Below are 16,395 nucleotides of genomic sequence, written 5' to 3'. Positions count from 1 at the left end.
AGATTCGCTGTATTTGGCAAAAGGCAGGCATCAAATCACAACCAATATTAATGAATATATATAAATAGATAGAGGAGGTCCTTATGGTTGAAGTCTCATACCGCTGACCGTATTAAAATCCCGGCAGGATTTTGGATAGGATTACGTCAATTAGGAATTGCCCCTCATGACGTAGCTCGTAAAGCAGGATTGCCGCTCACCATTATTACTGAATCAGTAGTTACCACCGCTCATTATTTCGCGATCTGGCAGGCTTATTCCGATCTCATTGGCGACACTGCGGAAGGAATTATCAAGCTTGCGACCATATATGAAACAGCGCAATATCCACCGACTGTCTTAGCTACTTACTATGCTCGTGACTATCGTGACGCTTTAAACCGAATGTCTCGGTACAAACAAATGTGCCCACCCGAAAGCCTGCGTATTATTGAGGAAGGAGAGTATTGTACAATCGAACTGGAATGGCTGCATACGGAGCAAGCAGGTCCGCCGCTACTGGTGGGTATCACATTGGCATTTCTATTGGAGCTAGGGCGTCGGGGAACAGGTCAACCCTTGACAGCGCGTGTTGTCGAATTTTCACAATCAATGGGCGATGTACAAGCTCTTGAAGCTTATTTTGGCTGCCCAATCAGAATGGATGCAAACTATAACCGTTTGACGCTGCATCGAAGCGATCTGGATCGTCCTTTTGTCACGTACAACGAAGAGTTACTGGAGATTCTGACTCCTGTTTTAGACCGATCGCTCAATGAACAGCAAAGCAGCCGCTCTATAACTGAAATGGTCAAATGGATTCTAAAACGCAGCCTTACAGGTGGGCGCCCCGATATTCAGGTTGTCGCGAAGGAACTCGGTATGAGCGATCGTACCTTGCAACGCCGGCTTACCGACGAAAATACGAGTTTCAAGCATGTTTTAACAAAAGCTAGACATGAGCAGGCACTAGAGTACTTGGCAAATCCCTCGCTTGATATTAAGGAAATCGCTTTTTTAATTGGATATGAAGACCAAAATTCATTCTACCGCGCCTTCCGTCTTTGGGAAGGTGAGACTCCTACAAATTGGCGTACGGAATATTTGGTACAAACCCATTAGCCGAAGGACGGCTAGAATTGCCGATTATATAGAATTCCCAACCATATAAATTTATAGAGAGCTAGTGTTTATTGCGTTTTTTTATTTGGCGTGTTAAACGAGTACATTGGCGCGATATGCTAGTTACTAACCCATTCAGACAAGGTAATATTATCACTATCCTCATTACAAGACTGTTTTAATCATGACTATTAATCAGCTTGTCGTGAATGAATAAGTAAATGAAAAGGGAGAAATTTAATATGGATATGGGATTAAAAAATAAAACAGCTTTAGTTACAGGATCAACGAAGGGTATAGGTAAAGCAATTGCTATTGAACTTGCTAAAGAAGGTGTCCATGTACTCATTAATGGTCGAAATTACGAAGAGGTGGAACGAACTGTAAATGAAATCAAATCAGATTTCCCGGCTACCTCACCTCAAAATGCTACAGCCGATATTGTGGATATTTCACAAAGAGAAGCTTTATTCGAAAAATACCCCAATATTGATATATTAGTAAATAGTATGGGCATCTATGAAATGATGAAATATGAAGATGTTGACGATGAGATATGGGAAAAATACTTCCGCACGAACGTACTTGCGGCAAATGGATTATCTAAATATTATTTACCTAAAATGTTGAAAAATGATTATGGCCGCATTATCTTTATTGCGAGTGAAGAAGCAATAATGCCTTCAGGACAAATGCCTCAGTATTGTATGACAAAATCAATGCTATTATCATTGTCCAAAAGCTTATCCAAATTAACAGTTGGAACAGAAGTTACAGTCAATACGATCCTGCCAGGACCAACTCTCTCTGAAAATGTGCATCAAATCATTGAGGGCATATACTCAAATGAAGATATGAGTTTTTCAGAAAAAGAGAAAAATTTTATGACTACAAACCTGCCTCAATCTGAAATACAGCGATTTATCAAGCCTATTGAAATAGGTAGATTAGCTGCATTTGTATGCAGTCCTTATGCATCCGCATTTAAAGGTTCTCCAATTCGTATGGATGGGGGAATGGTACCGACTATTTTTTAAGTTGTTTACGATTTGAATGCTTGATTCTAATTTCATTTGGAATTGATGCAATAAAACGCTAGAATTATTTTGAGAAGATATGGTAAGTACTCTTTCTTCAGGAGGTTTATAGAATAGAGAGGAGAATGAGAAATGGATCTATCTATTAGTATACGGCATGCGTCGCTAAGAGAGGCTGAAAGCAAGGCGGAACAACTATTCAAGGCGATCGAAGATCAAGGAATTATTCGTCCTGATGTGACTGAAAAGCAAATAAATCGTGAAATCTATCAATTGGCATTCCAGATGTTTGGTATTAAGAAATATTGGCATAAACGAATCGTGCGAGCTGGCAAAAACACGTTGTTCCCATATAGAGAAAACCCGCCTGATCTGATTGTTTCCAAAGATGATATTATATTTCTGGATTTCGGCCCAATTTTTGAAGATTGGGAAGCTGATTTCGGAAGAACTTTCATCCTAGGAGATGATCCTGCAAAAATAAAACTGAAAAATGATATTGTTGAGGCCTGGGATGAAGGGAAGGCCTATTTTCAGTCTCAATCTGCGATTACAGGTAGTGAACTTTATACCTATGTGAGTCATCTAGCTTTAAAATACGGATGGGAGTTTGGAGGTCCGCATGCAGGTCACCTTATAGGTGAATTCCCTCATGAAGTAATACAGGGAGAATCCGTTGAAAACTATATTCATCAAGGTAATCATATTCCAATGAGAGATCCGGATTCGAATGGTAAGCCTCGCGATTGGATTTTGGAAATTCATTTTGTGGACAGAAAGCTGGAAATTGGCGGTTTTATCGAGCAATTATTAACCGTTGATTAACTGCAGGTATGGAAAATATAGTTGAACTACAGAGTAACTACAAAAGGGGCTGTCTCAAAAGTCATTTTGCGATTTTTTGAGCACTGCTTAGAACTTATTTTCTTCGAGAAAAAGGACCTCAAGCTCCACTATACAGTGGAATTTGAGGTCCTTTCATTTGAAAACGGAGATGTTCCCCTGTCATGCGAAGACTTTAGCGGCAGCGCCTGCAGCAGCTTCATCTAGGCGCAGAAATGCACTTATTTAACCAAATCTTCTTCAAATCTGCTCAATTAGAGGTATTTGTACACCTATTTGCATCATTTCAATTTTGTTTGTTAAAAACAGGTGCACTTTTGCACTTATTTACTCTCCATTATCGGTTCACGCACATCACAATCGTACAACGATCGATGCTTATGAGACAGCCCCTTTGTTGGTAACTTGGTGATCTTACTTTTCAAGGATTTGTTTAAAAATCAGCTATAATCATAAATCTTAAGATGTGTAGGTTCTTCCAAGGCCAAGCTGTGTAAGCAACTGTCTATAGGCAATTGAAGTACGATCAGCTGGAATATGGGCTTCGGCCATCAAATCGAGGGGTAGATCTTCTGGTGTTTGGGATTCAACCATTTCTCGATCTTCCTGAAAAACTTGCAAATTAAATTTAATCGTATCTTCAATCGGAAGCTCTTTATCAAAATTCCGTGAGATTGGACAAAATAAACGAGTGTAACGTGCTGAGACTGGAGATGCGCAGTTCAAAATCATGAGCTTGCCGTCATTTGGGAAATGTACAGTTAGTGAGGCCGCGAAAGGTGCAAATACACGAAACGCGCGAAGCCACATGAATCCGTCAGGAGCGGGGTTTTCCTGACCTTTACCGTAATTGCTGACGGTGCTCCAATAGTCCGCCTGAAGCTGATTCCCGTCGCGCGTTACTTTGTATTGTGGAACTTCTGTGTTATTGCGGTCTCCGAACGTCTCCGTATGCACGTATGCAAAATGAGAAACATCTAAAAATCCTTCCATTTGGCGTCCTGCCGAACCGGCAATATCAAAGCTTGGAGGTAATATATTAATAAAATCCGGTTCGTCCCACTCAGAGAACGGAGGAATTTGTTCGTCTACAGCGGCTAAAGATGTCCAGATCAGCCCATACCTCTCAATAACCGGATACATGATTAATTTTAGTTTAGGCGATATTTTGGAGTCAGAATGGGCTGGAACAGCAGTGCACACCCCTTCGCAGTTATATCGAAATCCATGGTAAGGACAGACGATTTCATCGTTTTCAATCCAACCCTTGCTCAGAGGTGCTCCACGGTGAAAGCAGAGATCACGAGCAATCACGACTTTGCCGTGGCTGCTGCGGTAACAAACGAGCTTTACATCAAGCAGCTTCACAGCAACTGGTTTATCTGTTACTTCTTCAGCTATGGCCACAGGATACCAGAACTGAGAAAGTACATTCCAATCATTTAAAGTAAATGTACAATCACGAGGGTATTGCAATGCGGATTCAACATGCGAGTTTGGCTTATTCATACACAATCGCTCCTTTAGAATGAATGATTAGGCTGAACGCAATAAAACCCCAGGCTTAAGAGGCGCGTAGTGAAATAGATCTAATTTTTCTGAAATGAAAAAATTAGAGTATCTTCACTAACGGCCTCTTGTAGCCTGGGGCAATTTACGGTTGCCTGGTCGAGACGCTCACACCAATTTATGAGCTTATACAAGAGAAGTTTGTGTTAGATTACTTAACATTAACTATGTGTTTATTCTATTCCGGAAGAAGTTTTTTGTCAATTCTGTTTTTTAAGGAGTTATTCTAAGCTGAGCCATTCCAGCTTATGTACAGCCTAAAAAAGCCGCCAGCATATTTATTTCAATAGCTATCTTGCATTCCTAGTCCTTTAATAGCAATATATTATTAATTGGATTGAGAATAAGATTAAGCTGAAAGAAAGCACGATTTGTTTAAAAAAATGCTGTTAAACGGAGGAAAAACATAGTGAAAGTAGACCCTCTACAGCGATATTTTTTGATGAGTTTTAGATTCGATAAATCAACACCTGAAGAGTTTGGATTAAAAAGGAGTGCTGAAAACGGCTTCTATATTTGTCCAAAGGATAATTGTTTATGGGTTCAACGAGATCTATATGATTTCGGTTGGGGAAATGAGACGGGGTTTGTTAGATTGCCTGAATGCGACTTTGAACAGCTATGGCATTTAATGATGGAATCAGGCATTCAAGAAAATAGGTATGGTTCAGCAGCGGAAATATTAAGGCAATATGCTGACGAATTACTCTCGAAAATTTATCCCATTATAAGTGGTCCACATTATAGTAATGACTATTCATTGAATGACGCACTAAAAATATTAGAATTAAATAGACCCTACAATAGAAGCAGTATACTTGGGAAAACACAAGAACAAATAAAGAAAGACTATAATAAATGGCTCTATATTAGTAAAAAGATAAACCTGTAAAGCGACGTCATTAAAGCTTTATTGCGCATTGCTTTTGGGAAATGAGTTTATTATGGACATGATGCTACATTGTCTATGGGTTGATTATCCCGTCAACTCGCCATATGCTTATCTTACATTCATGATAGGAGGGATCATTATGGAAATATCAATTATGTCATTTAATCTTCGTATCCATGTTGCGGAGGATGGGGAAAATGCTTGGCCTAACCGTGTCGAAGCGGCTGCAGAAGCGATTAAAGCGTCTGGTGCTGCCGTTGTATGCACGCAAGAAGGAAGCTTGCCCATGCTGGAGAGCTTGAATGCGCTGCTTCCCGAATATGAATGGATCGGGGAGGGCAGGCTCGGCGGCGAAGAGGGTGAGTTTTGCGCGATTTTCTTCCAGAAAGATAGGCTGAAGCCAGTCGAAAGCGGTACATTCGGATTGTCTGAACGGCCAGAGCAGCTTGGCTTTCAAAGCTGGAACACCGCTTGTCCGCGCATTTGCACTTGGGTGAGGCTGAAGCAAATCGATGGGCAGGAATATCTGATTCTGAATACACATCTGGACCACATAAGCGAGGAAGCAAGGATAAAAGGAGCTATGCTCATCTTGGATAAGATGAATATTACCAGTGGAGCATCGGCGATTCTAACAGGTGATTTCAATTGTGAACCGGAAACCAAAACGATTCAAACTCTGATCCAAGCAGGGCTGCGTCATACATACACCTATCCTGATGTACATCCAGGCTGCACTTATCATGGTTTTGAGGGCGGCGAAGAAGGTGAACCGATCGATTATATATTCGTTACGCCGAATATTCGTATCGTGTCAGCGAATGTCGACAAGGGCAAGTACGATGGCAAATACCCATCAGATCATTATCCAATTACTGCTACTCTGCAGGTATAGTATACGAACAATAAAAGAGTGGATGGACGGGAAACAGCCCAAATCCATTCTTTTTTTATATGGCTCGCTAGGAAATCATCAGTTGTAATAGAAGACTGGCCCAATTTGAAGGGTGGTGTTACATTTGCTGACAGTTAGAGATATGAAAAAAAACAAGTAGTAGATTGATGATTCGTCATTAAGTTATTTTAGGGTACTTATTAAACGCCTCGGTAAGCTTGAGAAAAATCTGTTGAGAAAAAGATGGAAATCTTGTAGTGTAAATAATACCATTTATCCAGTTACTTAAATGATGAGTGGTTATTCAAAACTAATATCGATACCAGCGCATAGGAGGTGAAGTGGAACACGATGGATCTCCAATATGATCCGACTGTTTGGCAAATTAGTTTGTTTGAGATGACGCTAAGACTATTATTGGCTTTAGTACTTGGCGGTTTGATTGGTCTAGAACGTGAGCTTGGCGGACATTCCGCGGGTTTCCGGACGCACATTTTGGTTTGTCTTGGTTCGGCTGTCATTGTATTGTTATCCATGTACGGATTTTCTGATTTCGCCGCAGAACCGAATGTTCGTTTAGATCCAGCTCGGTTGGCAGCACAAGTAATCAGTGGCGTCGGCTTTCTCGGCGCGGGTACCATTATGCGAAATGGGTTTGGTGTTTCCGGATTGACTACGGCAGCCTCATTGTGGGTATCGGCAGCAATTGGACTTTCTGCGGGTGCAGGATTTTACTACGGCGCTGTCATAGCGACCTTTTTGGTGGTGGTAAGTTTGTTTTTATTGAACAAGGTTGAGAAACTTTTCTCCCGAACGAAAAAAGTACGCGAGTTGTTAATAAAAATGGATAAAACATCGGCTGGTCTTAATCTTGTTTTGATGCACTTGAATCAAAGTGGACTGCAAATCAGCAAGCTCACGATAAACAACGACGATGAGGAAGAGCGGCTAAGTGATCGGCATTTAACGATTCGCATTCAGTTGAAATTAAAGAAAATAAAAAACTATGAGGTATCTATCGCAGCGTTAGCTCATATGGATGGGGTACTAAGCTTGGAAACGGAAGGCGTCTCAGCTTAAATTGAAAGCGGAATCATTTTAATTTTAGAAAAAGGAGACATGGCATGCATAACACGATGATAGCAGCCCATACGGGATGTGGTGTTTATCCAGATAATACAATGGCATCATTTAGAGAAGGCGTTAATATCGGCGCAGATATCGTAGAAGTCGATGTGCGCATAACTCAAGATGGTATTGCTATCCTTCTGCATGATGATTCACCTTATCTTCACTCACACACCTTCGAACAGTTGAATAATCCGGATATACGGCCGCTGCTCGATCCGATTTACAGAAATCATGAAATTGCGACATTGGAACAAGTGCTTCAGCTTTCGGCATCGCTAGGTATCAAATTGAATTTGGATATAAAGACGGTAGATGCTATTGATCCGGTGATTAGACTTATTCACAAGTTTGAAGCGCAAAAACAGGTTTTCATTACGGGATGTTCCGATAACATTACGGTAAGATATCCGGATATTCAAGTCATGCTGAATACGCCGGACGATTTGACTTTGGAACAAATGGAGCGATATGGCGACTTTGCAGAGGCCGTATGCAGGGATGCTAAGCAAGGTGGATACGCAGGGCTCAATATGAATGGTTTTACTTGCCTTCCGCCTATCGTAATTCGAGCGCACGCTTTAGGTTTGAAGGTATGGGTTTATACAGTGAACTTTCGGTCAGCAATGGAATGGTTTTTGAGGATGCAAGTTGACGCCATTACTACACGTGAACCCATGGATCTAATCGCACTTAAAAAAGAATGAAATTAACTGTAGCCAATTGAAAAAAAGTTTGGTATAATCCGTTCATAGAAAGCGCTTACTTCAAGAAGCGCACTTTATTTTATTCATCATGGTATCGCTTCCAGAAAAAGCAGTTTCAGATTAAGACGCTCATAGCCAACATGGAAGAAGGTGAATTTTGTTGCAGCTCTTGCTACCAATGAGTGAATGAATCTTAACAAAATATTTACCTATAGATAACAAATAATGGTTTAAGAAACAAGTTTTTGTTAATACAATCGGCTTAGGATGCAAAATTATGATTCGGATAAGAGGGTGATTGTTTAAAATTTATGTAATTGAAGTTTTATATGGTATCGCTTCCAGACAGTAATCAGAAAGAAGGTGACTTTCAACTTATGAAGCAAATGACCGTACCCATGAAGCGAAAAAAAAGTGGTATCGTTTTATGGAAAAAAATGTTGGCTCACAAATATTTATATTTCATGTTGTTGCCATGTGTTGTCTTCTTCATCATTTTCAACTATATTCCGATGGCTGGCTTGTTGTTAGCCTTCAAGGAATACAAGTTCAATGAGGGCATCTTAGGAAGCCCATGGGTTGGCCTGGATTATTTCAAGCAATTTTTTAATTCCTATCAAAGCGGAGAGTTGATTAAAAACACACTCATCATAAGTTGTATGAAATTGTTTCTATACTTGCCGTTTCCGATTATTCTTGCACTCATGTTTAATGAAGTTCGCTCAAAATGGTTCAAAAATGTTTCTCAGAGCTTACTGTATTTGCCGCATTTCCTCTCGTGGGTTGTCGTCATCGGTTTAGTCCAACGTATACTCGCTCCTGATACTGGCTTATTGAATCAGGTAATAACGAATATGGGCGGCGACGGAAGTACATTCTTTATGATGGACTCGGACTACTTCTACCAGATTATGTTCGGAAGCCATGTATGGAAGTCTATTGGTTGGGATTCGATCATCTATGTCGCAGCGATCTCAGGAATTAATCCCGAAATGTACGAAGCGGCTAAAATTGATGGGGCAAGCAAATTCCGAGAGGTTTGGAATATTACGCTGCCGTCCATCACACCGACAATTGTAATCCTCTTTATATTGTCTCTGGGCAGTATATTATCCGCCGGGTTCGACCAGATTTATTTGCTCAAAACACCGGGTAATGCACCGCTCTCTGATATTTTGGATACTTACATTATCCGAGTTGGCTTGCAAGGCGGGCAGTACGGATACGCGACAGCCGTTGGCATGCTGCAAGGATTAATTGGATTGATCTTGGTTGTATTCGCGAACCGTGTTTCCCGAAAGGTTTCTGAAACATCCTTATGGTAGCTTTATTCTGATAACGTTACCATAGTTGCTATGCGAAAAGGTTTGCATGACCATCCACTTGGTGGGAGACGTCTTCTGGCGTGTTTCATAAAATCATTTTAGAAAAGGGGAACAATCGCATGAGTAAGAAATGGGCAAAGTATTTCGCAATACCTTTGGTGACAGCGATGCTGATCGCCGGCTGCTCGAATGGCAACAAGAACAATACTGAAACGCCTGCTCCTGGTGGCACAGATGGGGTTTCACCTACAACGGAAGGGAAACCGGCTACATGGATTGCTGATCGTAAAATCAAAGGTCTTGTATTCATGGGGACCGACGATTACACAGAAGATATGAACCCGGAAATTAAAGCGAAGATAAAGGAGCAAACGGGGATCGACTTTGAAATTGAAATCATGAAAGCCGAAAAATCCATCGATGGCTTGATTGCAGGCATCGCTGCAAACGACTTGCCGGATTTCGTTGCTTTCTACCTCAATAACAGTGGTAGACCGGAAATGCCCGTTGTCTTGAAAGCGGCACGTGAAGGTATGTTCACTGATTTGACTCCGCTTATGAAAGATACGAAAGTGTACAGCAAATATTTGCAAGATGACTATTTGCCGCTTGATACGAAATACGGCGTTATGTTCCGTCCTGAGTTTAACGGCTCTTCTTACTTCGTTCATATGAATATCAATCGACAAGGCGGTTATCTATCTAACAAATACGTAGGCGGCGCTTATATCCGTAAAGATATTGCTGACTCACTAGGAATCGACCCACGCACAATCAAGACGTCGGATGAAGTGTATGAGCTAGCTAAGAAAATTAAAGCCGGTAACTTCAAAGACAACAATGGCAGTCCAGTGATTCCAATCGGTCCATCTTTCTGGGGTGGTAAAGATGTTTCAGCTGCTTTCAAGGATCTGCAGTGGGGTGAAGACGACCAACGCATCAAAAAATCGAAAGACGGTCAAATCCTTCATGAAGCAGAAACCGAATATCCGATGAAAAAAGTAGAGTATTTCCAAAAGCTGCTTAAAGAAAAACTTATTCATCCCGAGTACTTTACGATTGACGAAAGCCGCGCAACAGAGGGCGCTTTGAATGGCTCATGGGCGATTATCGGTGATGCCCACAACTATCAAGAGTTCAACCAAGATATGCATTACCTACCGCTCGGACCTATTAACAACGTTGACGGTCCTTACCAAATGCAGGTTAGCTTTAAGTCCGGCTACAGCGCTTGGGCGATCCCGACTACTACGAAAAACCCGCAAGATATCGTTAAATTTGCGGACTACTTAGCTAGTAAGGAAGGAAAACTTATTTGGAAATACGGTTTGGAGGGGCGCGATTATACGCTCGGCGCAGACGGTTTTCCACTTGTGAAACAAGAAGTGTTGGATCTGAAAGCAACAGATCCGAACGAAGCGAAAAAGCTCGGCTTCCAAGGCGTCGGCAACTCATGGGGCGATATTCTAGGCGGCACGGACACCGATAACTTGGCTGATTTCGGGGAAATGCAATATGGCGACAAATTGAAAAAAGAAGACAATAACGGTGCTCTAAAACTAATCGAATATTGGAACTTTGAGGAAAAGTACAAAAATGCGAAGATCGTTGACAGCTACGTACCTACCGCGTTCCTCGGTGAATTCGACAGATCTTCAGAACTTAAAGCGGCTTTGGACGCTTACAATGAAACTTTGATCCGTGCTTATTACGGCAAAAGTATTGATGAAGCTAAGAAAATGTTGGAAAGCAACTTGAAACAATTGAAATCAGCAGGATTGGACGATTATTTGAAGCTTCTCGCAGAAAAAGATGCCGATCCAAAAACGGACGTAAACCTGAACGATTAGAGATTAGTTTCAACATTTAGAAGCAGAAAATTAGTGGAAGAGGTATGGCGATTTTATCCGCAGCTGGGTAAAAACGCCTTTCCTTCAACGGAGGAGGGAGAAAGTGGGAAACGAATTTTATAAGCTCAGCACGGGTGAAAGAATTTTCAGAGTCATTAACTACTTGCTTCTAATCGCGCTGTGTTTATCGATCATTCTACCTTTTTTTAATATTTTTGCACTTGCTTTTAATCCCGGTAAAGACGCGGAAAGAGGCGGCATTTACTTCTGGCCGAGGATTTGGTCCTTGGAAAACTTCCAAAAGGCGTTTGAAACGTCCAATATTACAACTGCTTTTGGGATTTCAGTGTTCCGAACGGTAATAGGTACGATCTCAAGTGTTTTTCTGACTGCAGCAGCAGCTTATGCATTAAAGAGTAAAACGTTGCCTGGCGGGAAGTACATCATGATGATCATTTTCTTCACCATGTTGTTTGGAGGGGGAATTATTCCCTATTACATGCTGCTTAAGTCCATTCATTTGACGAATAATATTTGGGTTTACGTCATTCCAAGCTTATATAGCGTATGGAACATAATCATTATGCGAACATTTTTCCAACAAATTCATCCGAGCTTGGAAGAATCGGCGCGAATTGATGGGTATAACGACTTTTCGATCTTCATGCGCGTCATTATGCCGCTCAGTCGGCCGGTTATAGCGGTTATTGGCTTGTTTAACGCCGTTGGCCATTGGAACGATTGGTTCACTGGTGCATTTTATATTCGAAAATCGTCCTTGCGTCCGCTGTCCACGCTTTTACAAGAAATGCTGATGAGTGCGGAAGCGATGCGGGATACGCTCAATCAGGCTGCCGGACTTAGATACGATTTGATCGAAAAAATGCAGGTTACAGGAAACTCGCTTAAAATGGCAACGATCATTATCGTCGTCACGCCGATTATTCTTATCTATCCATTTGTGCAGCGCTATTTTACCAAGGGTATTATGATCGGATCGATCAAAGAGTAAATCAGCCTAGGAGAGGACGGGGGAAAAATGAAAATAGTGAATCCATACGTAGAGTCGGGGATTTGGTTTAAAGGAAGCTTTCATAACCACACGACGAACAGCGATGGTTGGTTTTCGCTCGAAACGGTTTACAAAATGTACGGTGGTTACGATTTTCTCGGTATTTCTGACCACGATAAAATTACGAAACACGAAGGCAAAAGAGAGATACCGAATGTTTTCGAAGCTATAGAAGTCAGCAGTCGGCAAACACATATGCTGCTCGTGAAACCGCCGCAAATGATTATGGAAAACTACAGCAATGCATTTACGATTGAGAACTATCAACGCTTTGTGGATCTAACAACGACGAACGATGGATTTGCAGTGCTCGTGCATCCGAATCGGTATTTCTCGAATTATTGGGAACTAGAAGATATGTTTAAGATGGAACGTTATCTTGGGGTTGAAGTCTATAACGGGGACGGCAATCCGGAGTACGATATCGCGTTCGACAAGTGGGATGCTCTTCTATCCGCCGGTCGTAAAGTGTGGGGTTTCGGAAATGACGACTCGCATGTATATGGACAAGAAAAGCGCGCTTGGAACGTGGTCAGAGCTAAGGCAAATACGAACGATGCTATCATAGATGCGATCAAAGAAGGCAACTTTTATGTATCAACGGGGTATGGGTTTGATGCGATCAGAGTAGAAGGCAACAAGGTTGTTGTTGATCTTCGCTCAAATGATTTGCTTGATAAAATGTACAAATACGTCACGTTTTTCGGCAAAGACGGACAGGTGCTTAAAGAAACAACAGGACGAATCAAGCAAGCTGAATATGAGTGTAAAGGAGACGAAAAATACGTCCGTATAGCCGTTTATTTGGAAGGCGGGTATTCTGCTTTTTCTCAGCCATTATTTATTGAAGATTAAGAAGGTTTTAGGTCGAGGAGGAGTTATGGTGGAGCACAACAAGTTAAGATTCCGATCAGACGGGACATTTAAGATCATTCAATTTACTGATATGCATATCAAGAATGGAATTGAACCTGAAAAGGATGTTCAAACGTTAGCTGTTATTCAGCAGCTGATTGCGTCGCAGAAGCCCGATTTGATCGTCCTTACTGGGGATGTCATATCCAGCTATGATACAGAGGATCAAGAAGCAGCATTTCGCCGTGCGATTGCGGATGTTGTCCAGTCTGGCATTCCGTTCGCTGTCATTTATGGCAATCACGACTCAGAGAAAGGTATTACACGTCAACGATTGAATGAAGTTTTAAAGGAACATAGTAATAACTTATCTGAGGATGGTCCTAAGGACATCCATGGAGTTGGGAATTATGCACTTACTGTTGCGGGTTCTGCGAGTGAAGAAGATACGGCTGTTCTGTACTTTTTTGATTCCGGAGATTCAGCACCAGAATCCGTTGGTGGATATGAATGGATACATCCAGATCAGGTTCACTGGTACTGCAGCGAATCGAATAAGCTTACTCAGAAGAATGGCAGCGCATTGCCTGGACTCGCTTTTTTCCATATTCCAATACCAGAATATGAGCAAGTCTGGCAGGAAGGCAAAAGTATTGGGAATAAAGGTGAGGAGGTCTGCTGTCCGAAGTTGAACAGCGGTTTATTCACGGCAATGCTGGAGCAGGGTGATGTCATGGGGACTTTTGCCGGACATGATCATGATAATGATTACGTAGGAGAGCTTCATGGCATCCGATTGTGTTATGGACGTGTCACGGGGTTCAACACATACGGAGAGCTTGAGCGTGGAGCAAGAATCATTACGTTATTCGAAGGAAAACGGGAGTTCGATACACGGATAGAAATAGCGAAATTGAACTAAGCTGATGAGGATTAGTCTCGAGGCTGAATGATACTAAAGAATAAATGATGAGAAAGTTTGTCGAAGTCGAAGTATATCTTATATAATTCTAATATATGAACGAAATATACTTCCACGAAGGGTGAATAATGTGCAACCAAAAATCAAAGATGTGGCCCGGGTAGCAGGAGTTTCAGTTACGACTGTGTCCAGAGTGCTAAATGGCGAGAGGTATGTGAAAGACGATCTCAAGGAAAAGGTGAATCAAGCCATCGATCAATTGGGATACGCTCCGAGCCATATCGCCCGAAGCTTGGTACGTAACAAAACGAATCTCATTGGGGTAATTGTGCCAGACCTTACCTCAAGCTTCTATTCGACAATTTTAAGCAGCATCGAAGAAGCGGCTAGCACTAATGATTATAACCTTTTGGTATGCAATATCATCGAGGATATAGATAAAGAATTAAAGTATATCAATGTGTTTCAGGAAATGCGGGTAGAAGGCATCATTATTATGCATGAGAAAATTAATGAGGAAATCCGTGCTTTGATTCATAAGATGAACATTCCCGTTATTTTTTCTAGTGTTAAACCGATGGACCAGGAGTTCGCTTCTGTAATTATTGATGACTACAAAGCTGCTTACGATGCGACAAAATATTTGATTGAGCTTGGCCATGAGGAAATCGGGTTTATCGGCGGCGACATGCGTGATATTACATCGGGACAAAACCGGTATAGTGGATATCGAAATGCATTGTCAGACCATTCCATTAAAATCATATATGAAAATATTCGGTTCGGTGATTATAAAGTGAAAAGTGGATACGAGCAAATGAAGGATATTCTTCGCAATAAACAAACGCCTACGGCTGTATTTGCCGTAAGTGATGATATGGCTGTTGGAGCAATGAACTGCATTTGGGATCATAACCTTCGAGTTCCAGAGGATATTTCCATTATGGGCTTTGACGGAAGTCAACTGACCGAGCTTGCCCGTCCGAGGTTAACCTCAATGGAGCAGCCTATTCAAGACATGGGCAAAGTGACGATGGCAGCGCTGTTGAAACAGATTACGAATAAGGAAACGTCAACCGAGGATATCATCTTGGAGCATAAACTAGTTGTCCGTGAAAGCTGTATAAGAAGAGATTCATAAGGATTAGAGAGCACAGCACTTCAGTGCATATCGGAAATAGATGGAGATGAGGCACCATTGAAAAATTACGATGTCATCGTGATTGGAGACGCGAATATTGATTTAGTTGTTGAGGGCTGCAACGAGCTGCCAGCACCCGGACAAGAGGTATTTGTTCAAAATATGACCATCCACGTCGGCGGAGGGGCAGCTTTGTTTAGTTTGGCGACAGCCAAGCTAGGTTTGAAGGTTGCCTTTAACGGGGTTCTAGGTGACGACGGATTTGGTCAGCTTATAAAAGATCAATTTTCTCGGTATGGAATCGATACCAGATATATTAAAAAGAGCAGCAGCAATACAGGCATTTCCATTGCAATTAATCCGGAAAATGATCGTTCATTTATTACGTATGCTGGTTCAAACGCCGAGCTAAGCTTGCAGCAGCTTGACATGAATAGTGTTTTATTAGGACGTCATGTTCATTTGACTTGTTATAAGGGAAGCCGCAATCATGCTGAATTTTTGGAAACCGTAAAAAAACTTAAAGCACTAGGCGTAACGACCTCTATTGATATGGGGTGGGATGACACTGGGGAATGGTATCCTGGCATTTTTGAATTAATGAAGCATATCGACGTTTTTTTCATGAACGAAACCGAAGCTATACACTATACCGGTTGTACTACGGTAGAGGAAAGCCTTGAAGTTCTTTCTAAACACAGCAGCCATATCGTGCTCAAATTGGGTTCGAAGGGTGCGGTGACATCGGTAGGCGGACAGCAGTCCTATCGTTCGAGCTTCTCCGTCCGAGTTGTTGACACGACTGGAGCGGGTGATTCTTTTAATGCCGGTTATATTTATGGATATTTGGCAGGGAAAAATCCAGAGGAATGTTTGATATATGGAAATGCTTGCGGCGCACTATCTGTAAGTGAATATGGTGGAAATACAGGGACGACAAACATACAGCTGCTAGAGAAATTTATTGCAGATCGAATTGGGGAAACAAAAGAAACGCTGGAAACCACACTATGAATCTAATGATTCATAGTGATGGTTTATGTATGAGACTATAAGCG

The 16,395-nt window shown here is 41.6% G+C and carries 15 protein-coding genes and 1 riboswitch; of the genes, 14 read left to right on the top strand and 1 reads right to left on the bottom strand.

The features are described 5' to 3' along the window. The first annotated feature begins 87 nt into the window (after positions 1 to 87). The 3 genes from MHH56_RS18535 (at position 88) to MHH56_RS18525 (ending at position 2,963) form a co-directional block, all read left to right on the top strand. Positions 88 to 1,101, top strand: a complete 1,014-nt coding sequence (locus MHH56_RS18535) for a helix-turn-helix domain-containing protein (RefSeq protein ID WP_339203063.1) — start codon at positions 88 to 90, stop codon at positions 1,099 to 1,101. Positions 1,102 to 1,343: 242 nt separating this feature from the next. Next, positions 1,344 to 2,138, top strand: coding sequence for an SDR family oxidoreductase (locus MHH56_RS18530; RefSeq protein WP_339203062.1), 795 nt, complete (start codon positions 1,344 to 1,346; stop codon positions 2,136 to 2,138). 132 nt (positions 2,139 to 2,270) lie between these two features. Beyond that, positions 2,271 to 2,963 (top strand): M24 family metallopeptidase, encoded by a 693-nt coding sequence (locus MHH56_RS18525; protein WP_339203061.1) that lies wholly within the window; start codon positions 2,271 to 2,273, stop codon positions 2,961 to 2,963. A 477-nt stretch (positions 2,964 to 3,440) separates the two neighbouring features. On the opposite strand, the gene MHH56_RS18520 is transcribed toward MHH56_RS18525, so the two are convergent. Further along, on the bottom strand, positions 3,441 to 4,490 hold the full coding sequence (locus MHH56_RS18520) for an aromatic ring-hydroxylating dioxygenase subunit alpha (RefSeq protein ID WP_339203059.1): 1,050 nt from the start codon (positions 4,488 to 4,490) through the stop codon (positions 3,441 to 3,443). A gap of 111 nt (positions 4,491 to 4,601) precedes the next feature. After that, a riboswitch (purine riboswitch) is annotated at positions 4,602 to 4,704 on the bottom strand. A gap of 255 nt (positions 4,705 to 4,959) precedes the next feature. Between MHH56_RS18520 and MHH56_RS18515 the strand changes: the two genes are divergently transcribed. From MHH56_RS18515 to MHH56_RS18465, 11 genes are all read left to right on the top strand, one after another. Continuing rightward, entirely contained in the window at positions 4,960 to 5,442 is a 483-nt protein-coding gene (locus tag MHH56_RS18515; protein ID WP_339203058.1) for a hypothetical protein, read from the top strand. Positions 5,443 to 5,581: 139 nt separating this feature from the next. Then, positions 5,582 to 6,337 carry an endonuclease/exonuclease/phosphatase family protein gene (locus MHH56_RS18510; RefSeq protein WP_339203056.1) on the top strand — a complete coding sequence of 252 codons (756 nt, stop codon included), beginning with the start codon at positions 5,582 to 5,584 and terminating at the stop codon, positions 6,335 to 6,337. Positions 6,338 to 6,688: 351 nt separating this feature from the next. Then, on the top strand, positions 6,689 to 7,417 hold the full coding sequence (locus MHH56_RS18505) for an MgtC/SapB family protein (protein WP_339203055.1): 729 nt from the start codon (positions 6,689 to 6,691) through the stop codon (positions 7,415 to 7,417). Positions 7,418 to 7,461: 44 nt separating this feature from the next. Further along, a complete protein-coding gene (locus MHH56_RS18500; protein WP_339203053.1) occupies positions 7,462 to 8,172 on the top strand; it encodes a glycerophosphodiester phosphodiesterase in 711 nt (236 codons plus the stop codon). A gap of 377 nt (positions 8,173 to 8,549) precedes the next feature. Continuing rightward, on the top strand, positions 8,550 to 9,497 hold the full coding sequence (locus MHH56_RS18495; protein WP_339209658.1) for an ABC transporter permease subunit: 948 nt from the start codon (positions 8,550 to 8,552) through the stop codon (positions 9,495 to 9,497). A 119-nt stretch (positions 9,498 to 9,616) separates the two neighbouring features. Then, positions 9,617 to 11,347, top strand: a complete 1,731-nt coding sequence (locus MHH56_RS18490; RefSeq protein ID WP_339203051.1) for an extracellular solute-binding protein — start codon at positions 9,617 to 9,619, stop codon at positions 11,345 to 11,347. A 103-nt stretch (positions 11,348 to 11,450) separates the two neighbouring features. Next, positions 11,451 to 12,359: a carbohydrate ABC transporter permease gene (locus MHH56_RS18485; protein ID WP_339203049.1), complete on the top strand. Its 909-nt coding sequence runs from the start codon at positions 11,451 to 11,453 to the stop codon at positions 12,357 to 12,359. 27 nt (positions 12,360 to 12,386) lie between these two features. Further along, complete coding sequence (locus MHH56_RS18480; RefSeq protein ID WP_339203048.1) at positions 12,387 to 13,274, top strand: phosphoesterase; 888 nt, start codon at positions 12,387 to 12,389, stop codon at positions 13,272 to 13,274. 25 nt (positions 13,275 to 13,299) lie between these two features. Next, positions 13,300 to 14,196: a metallophosphoesterase family protein gene (locus MHH56_RS18475; RefSeq protein ID WP_339203047.1), complete on the top strand. Its 897-nt coding sequence runs from the start codon at positions 13,300 to 13,302 to the stop codon at positions 14,194 to 14,196. Positions 14,197 to 14,326: 130 nt separating this feature from the next. Beyond that, positions 14,327 to 15,337, top strand: coding sequence for a LacI family DNA-binding transcriptional regulator (locus MHH56_RS18470; protein WP_339203046.1), 1,011 nt, complete (start codon positions 14,327 to 14,329; stop codon positions 15,335 to 15,337). Between the two features lie 57 nt (positions 15,338 to 15,394). Further along, positions 15,395 to 16,351 (top strand): carbohydrate kinase family protein, encoded by a 957-nt coding sequence (locus MHH56_RS18465; protein WP_339203045.1) that lies wholly within the window; start codon positions 15,395 to 15,397, stop codon positions 16,349 to 16,351. Positions 16,352 to 16,395 lie beyond the last annotated feature (44 nt).

Origin of the sequence: Paenibacillus sp. FSL K6-3182 (assembly GCF_037976325.1) — a bacterium.
Classification (GTDB): Bacteria; Bacillota; Bacilli; order Paenibacillales; family Paenibacillaceae; genus Pristimantibacillus.
This window is presented reverse-complemented; position numbering and strand designations above follow the sequence as displayed.

Bases quoted from the DNA above. Each gene is read 5' to 3' on its own strand.
- MHH56_RS18500 (WP_339203053.1), top strand. From the start codon at position 7,462: ATGCATAACACGATGATAGCAGCCCATACGGGATGTGGTGTTTATCCA.
- MHH56_RS18490 (WP_339203051.1), top strand. From the start codon at position 9,617: ATGAGTAAGAAATGGGCAAAGTATTTCGCAATACCTTTGGTGACAGCG.
- MHH56_RS18510 (WP_339203056.1), top strand. From the start codon at position 5,582: ATGGAAATATCAATTATGTCATTTAATCTTCGTATCCATGTTGCGGAG.
- MHH56_RS18530 (WP_339203062.1), top strand. From the start codon at position 1,344: ATGGATATGGGATTAAAAAATAAAACAGCTTTAGTTACAGGATCAACG.
- MHH56_RS18475 (WP_339203047.1), top strand. From the start codon at position 13,300: ATGGTGGAGCACAACAAGTTAAGATTCCGATCAGACGGGACATTTAAG.
- MHH56_RS18520 (WP_339203059.1), bottom strand. From the start codon at position 4,490: ATGAATAAGCCAAACTCGCATGTTGAATCCGCATTGCAATACCCTCGT.
- MHH56_RS18525 (WP_339203061.1), top strand. From the start codon at position 2,271: ATGGATCTATCTATTAGTATACGGCATGCGTCGCTAAGAGAGGCTGAA.
- MHH56_RS18495 (WP_339209658.1), top strand. From the start codon at position 8,550: ATGAAGCAAATGACCGTACCCATGAAGCGAAAAAAAAGTGGTATCGTT.
- MHH56_RS18505 (WP_339203055.1), top strand. From the start codon at position 6,689: ATGGATCTCCAATATGATCCGACTGTTTGGCAAATTAGTTTGTTTGAG.
- MHH56_RS18480 (WP_339203048.1), top strand. From the start codon at position 12,387: ATGAAAATAGTGAATCCATACGTAGAGTCGGGGATTTGGTTTAAAGGA.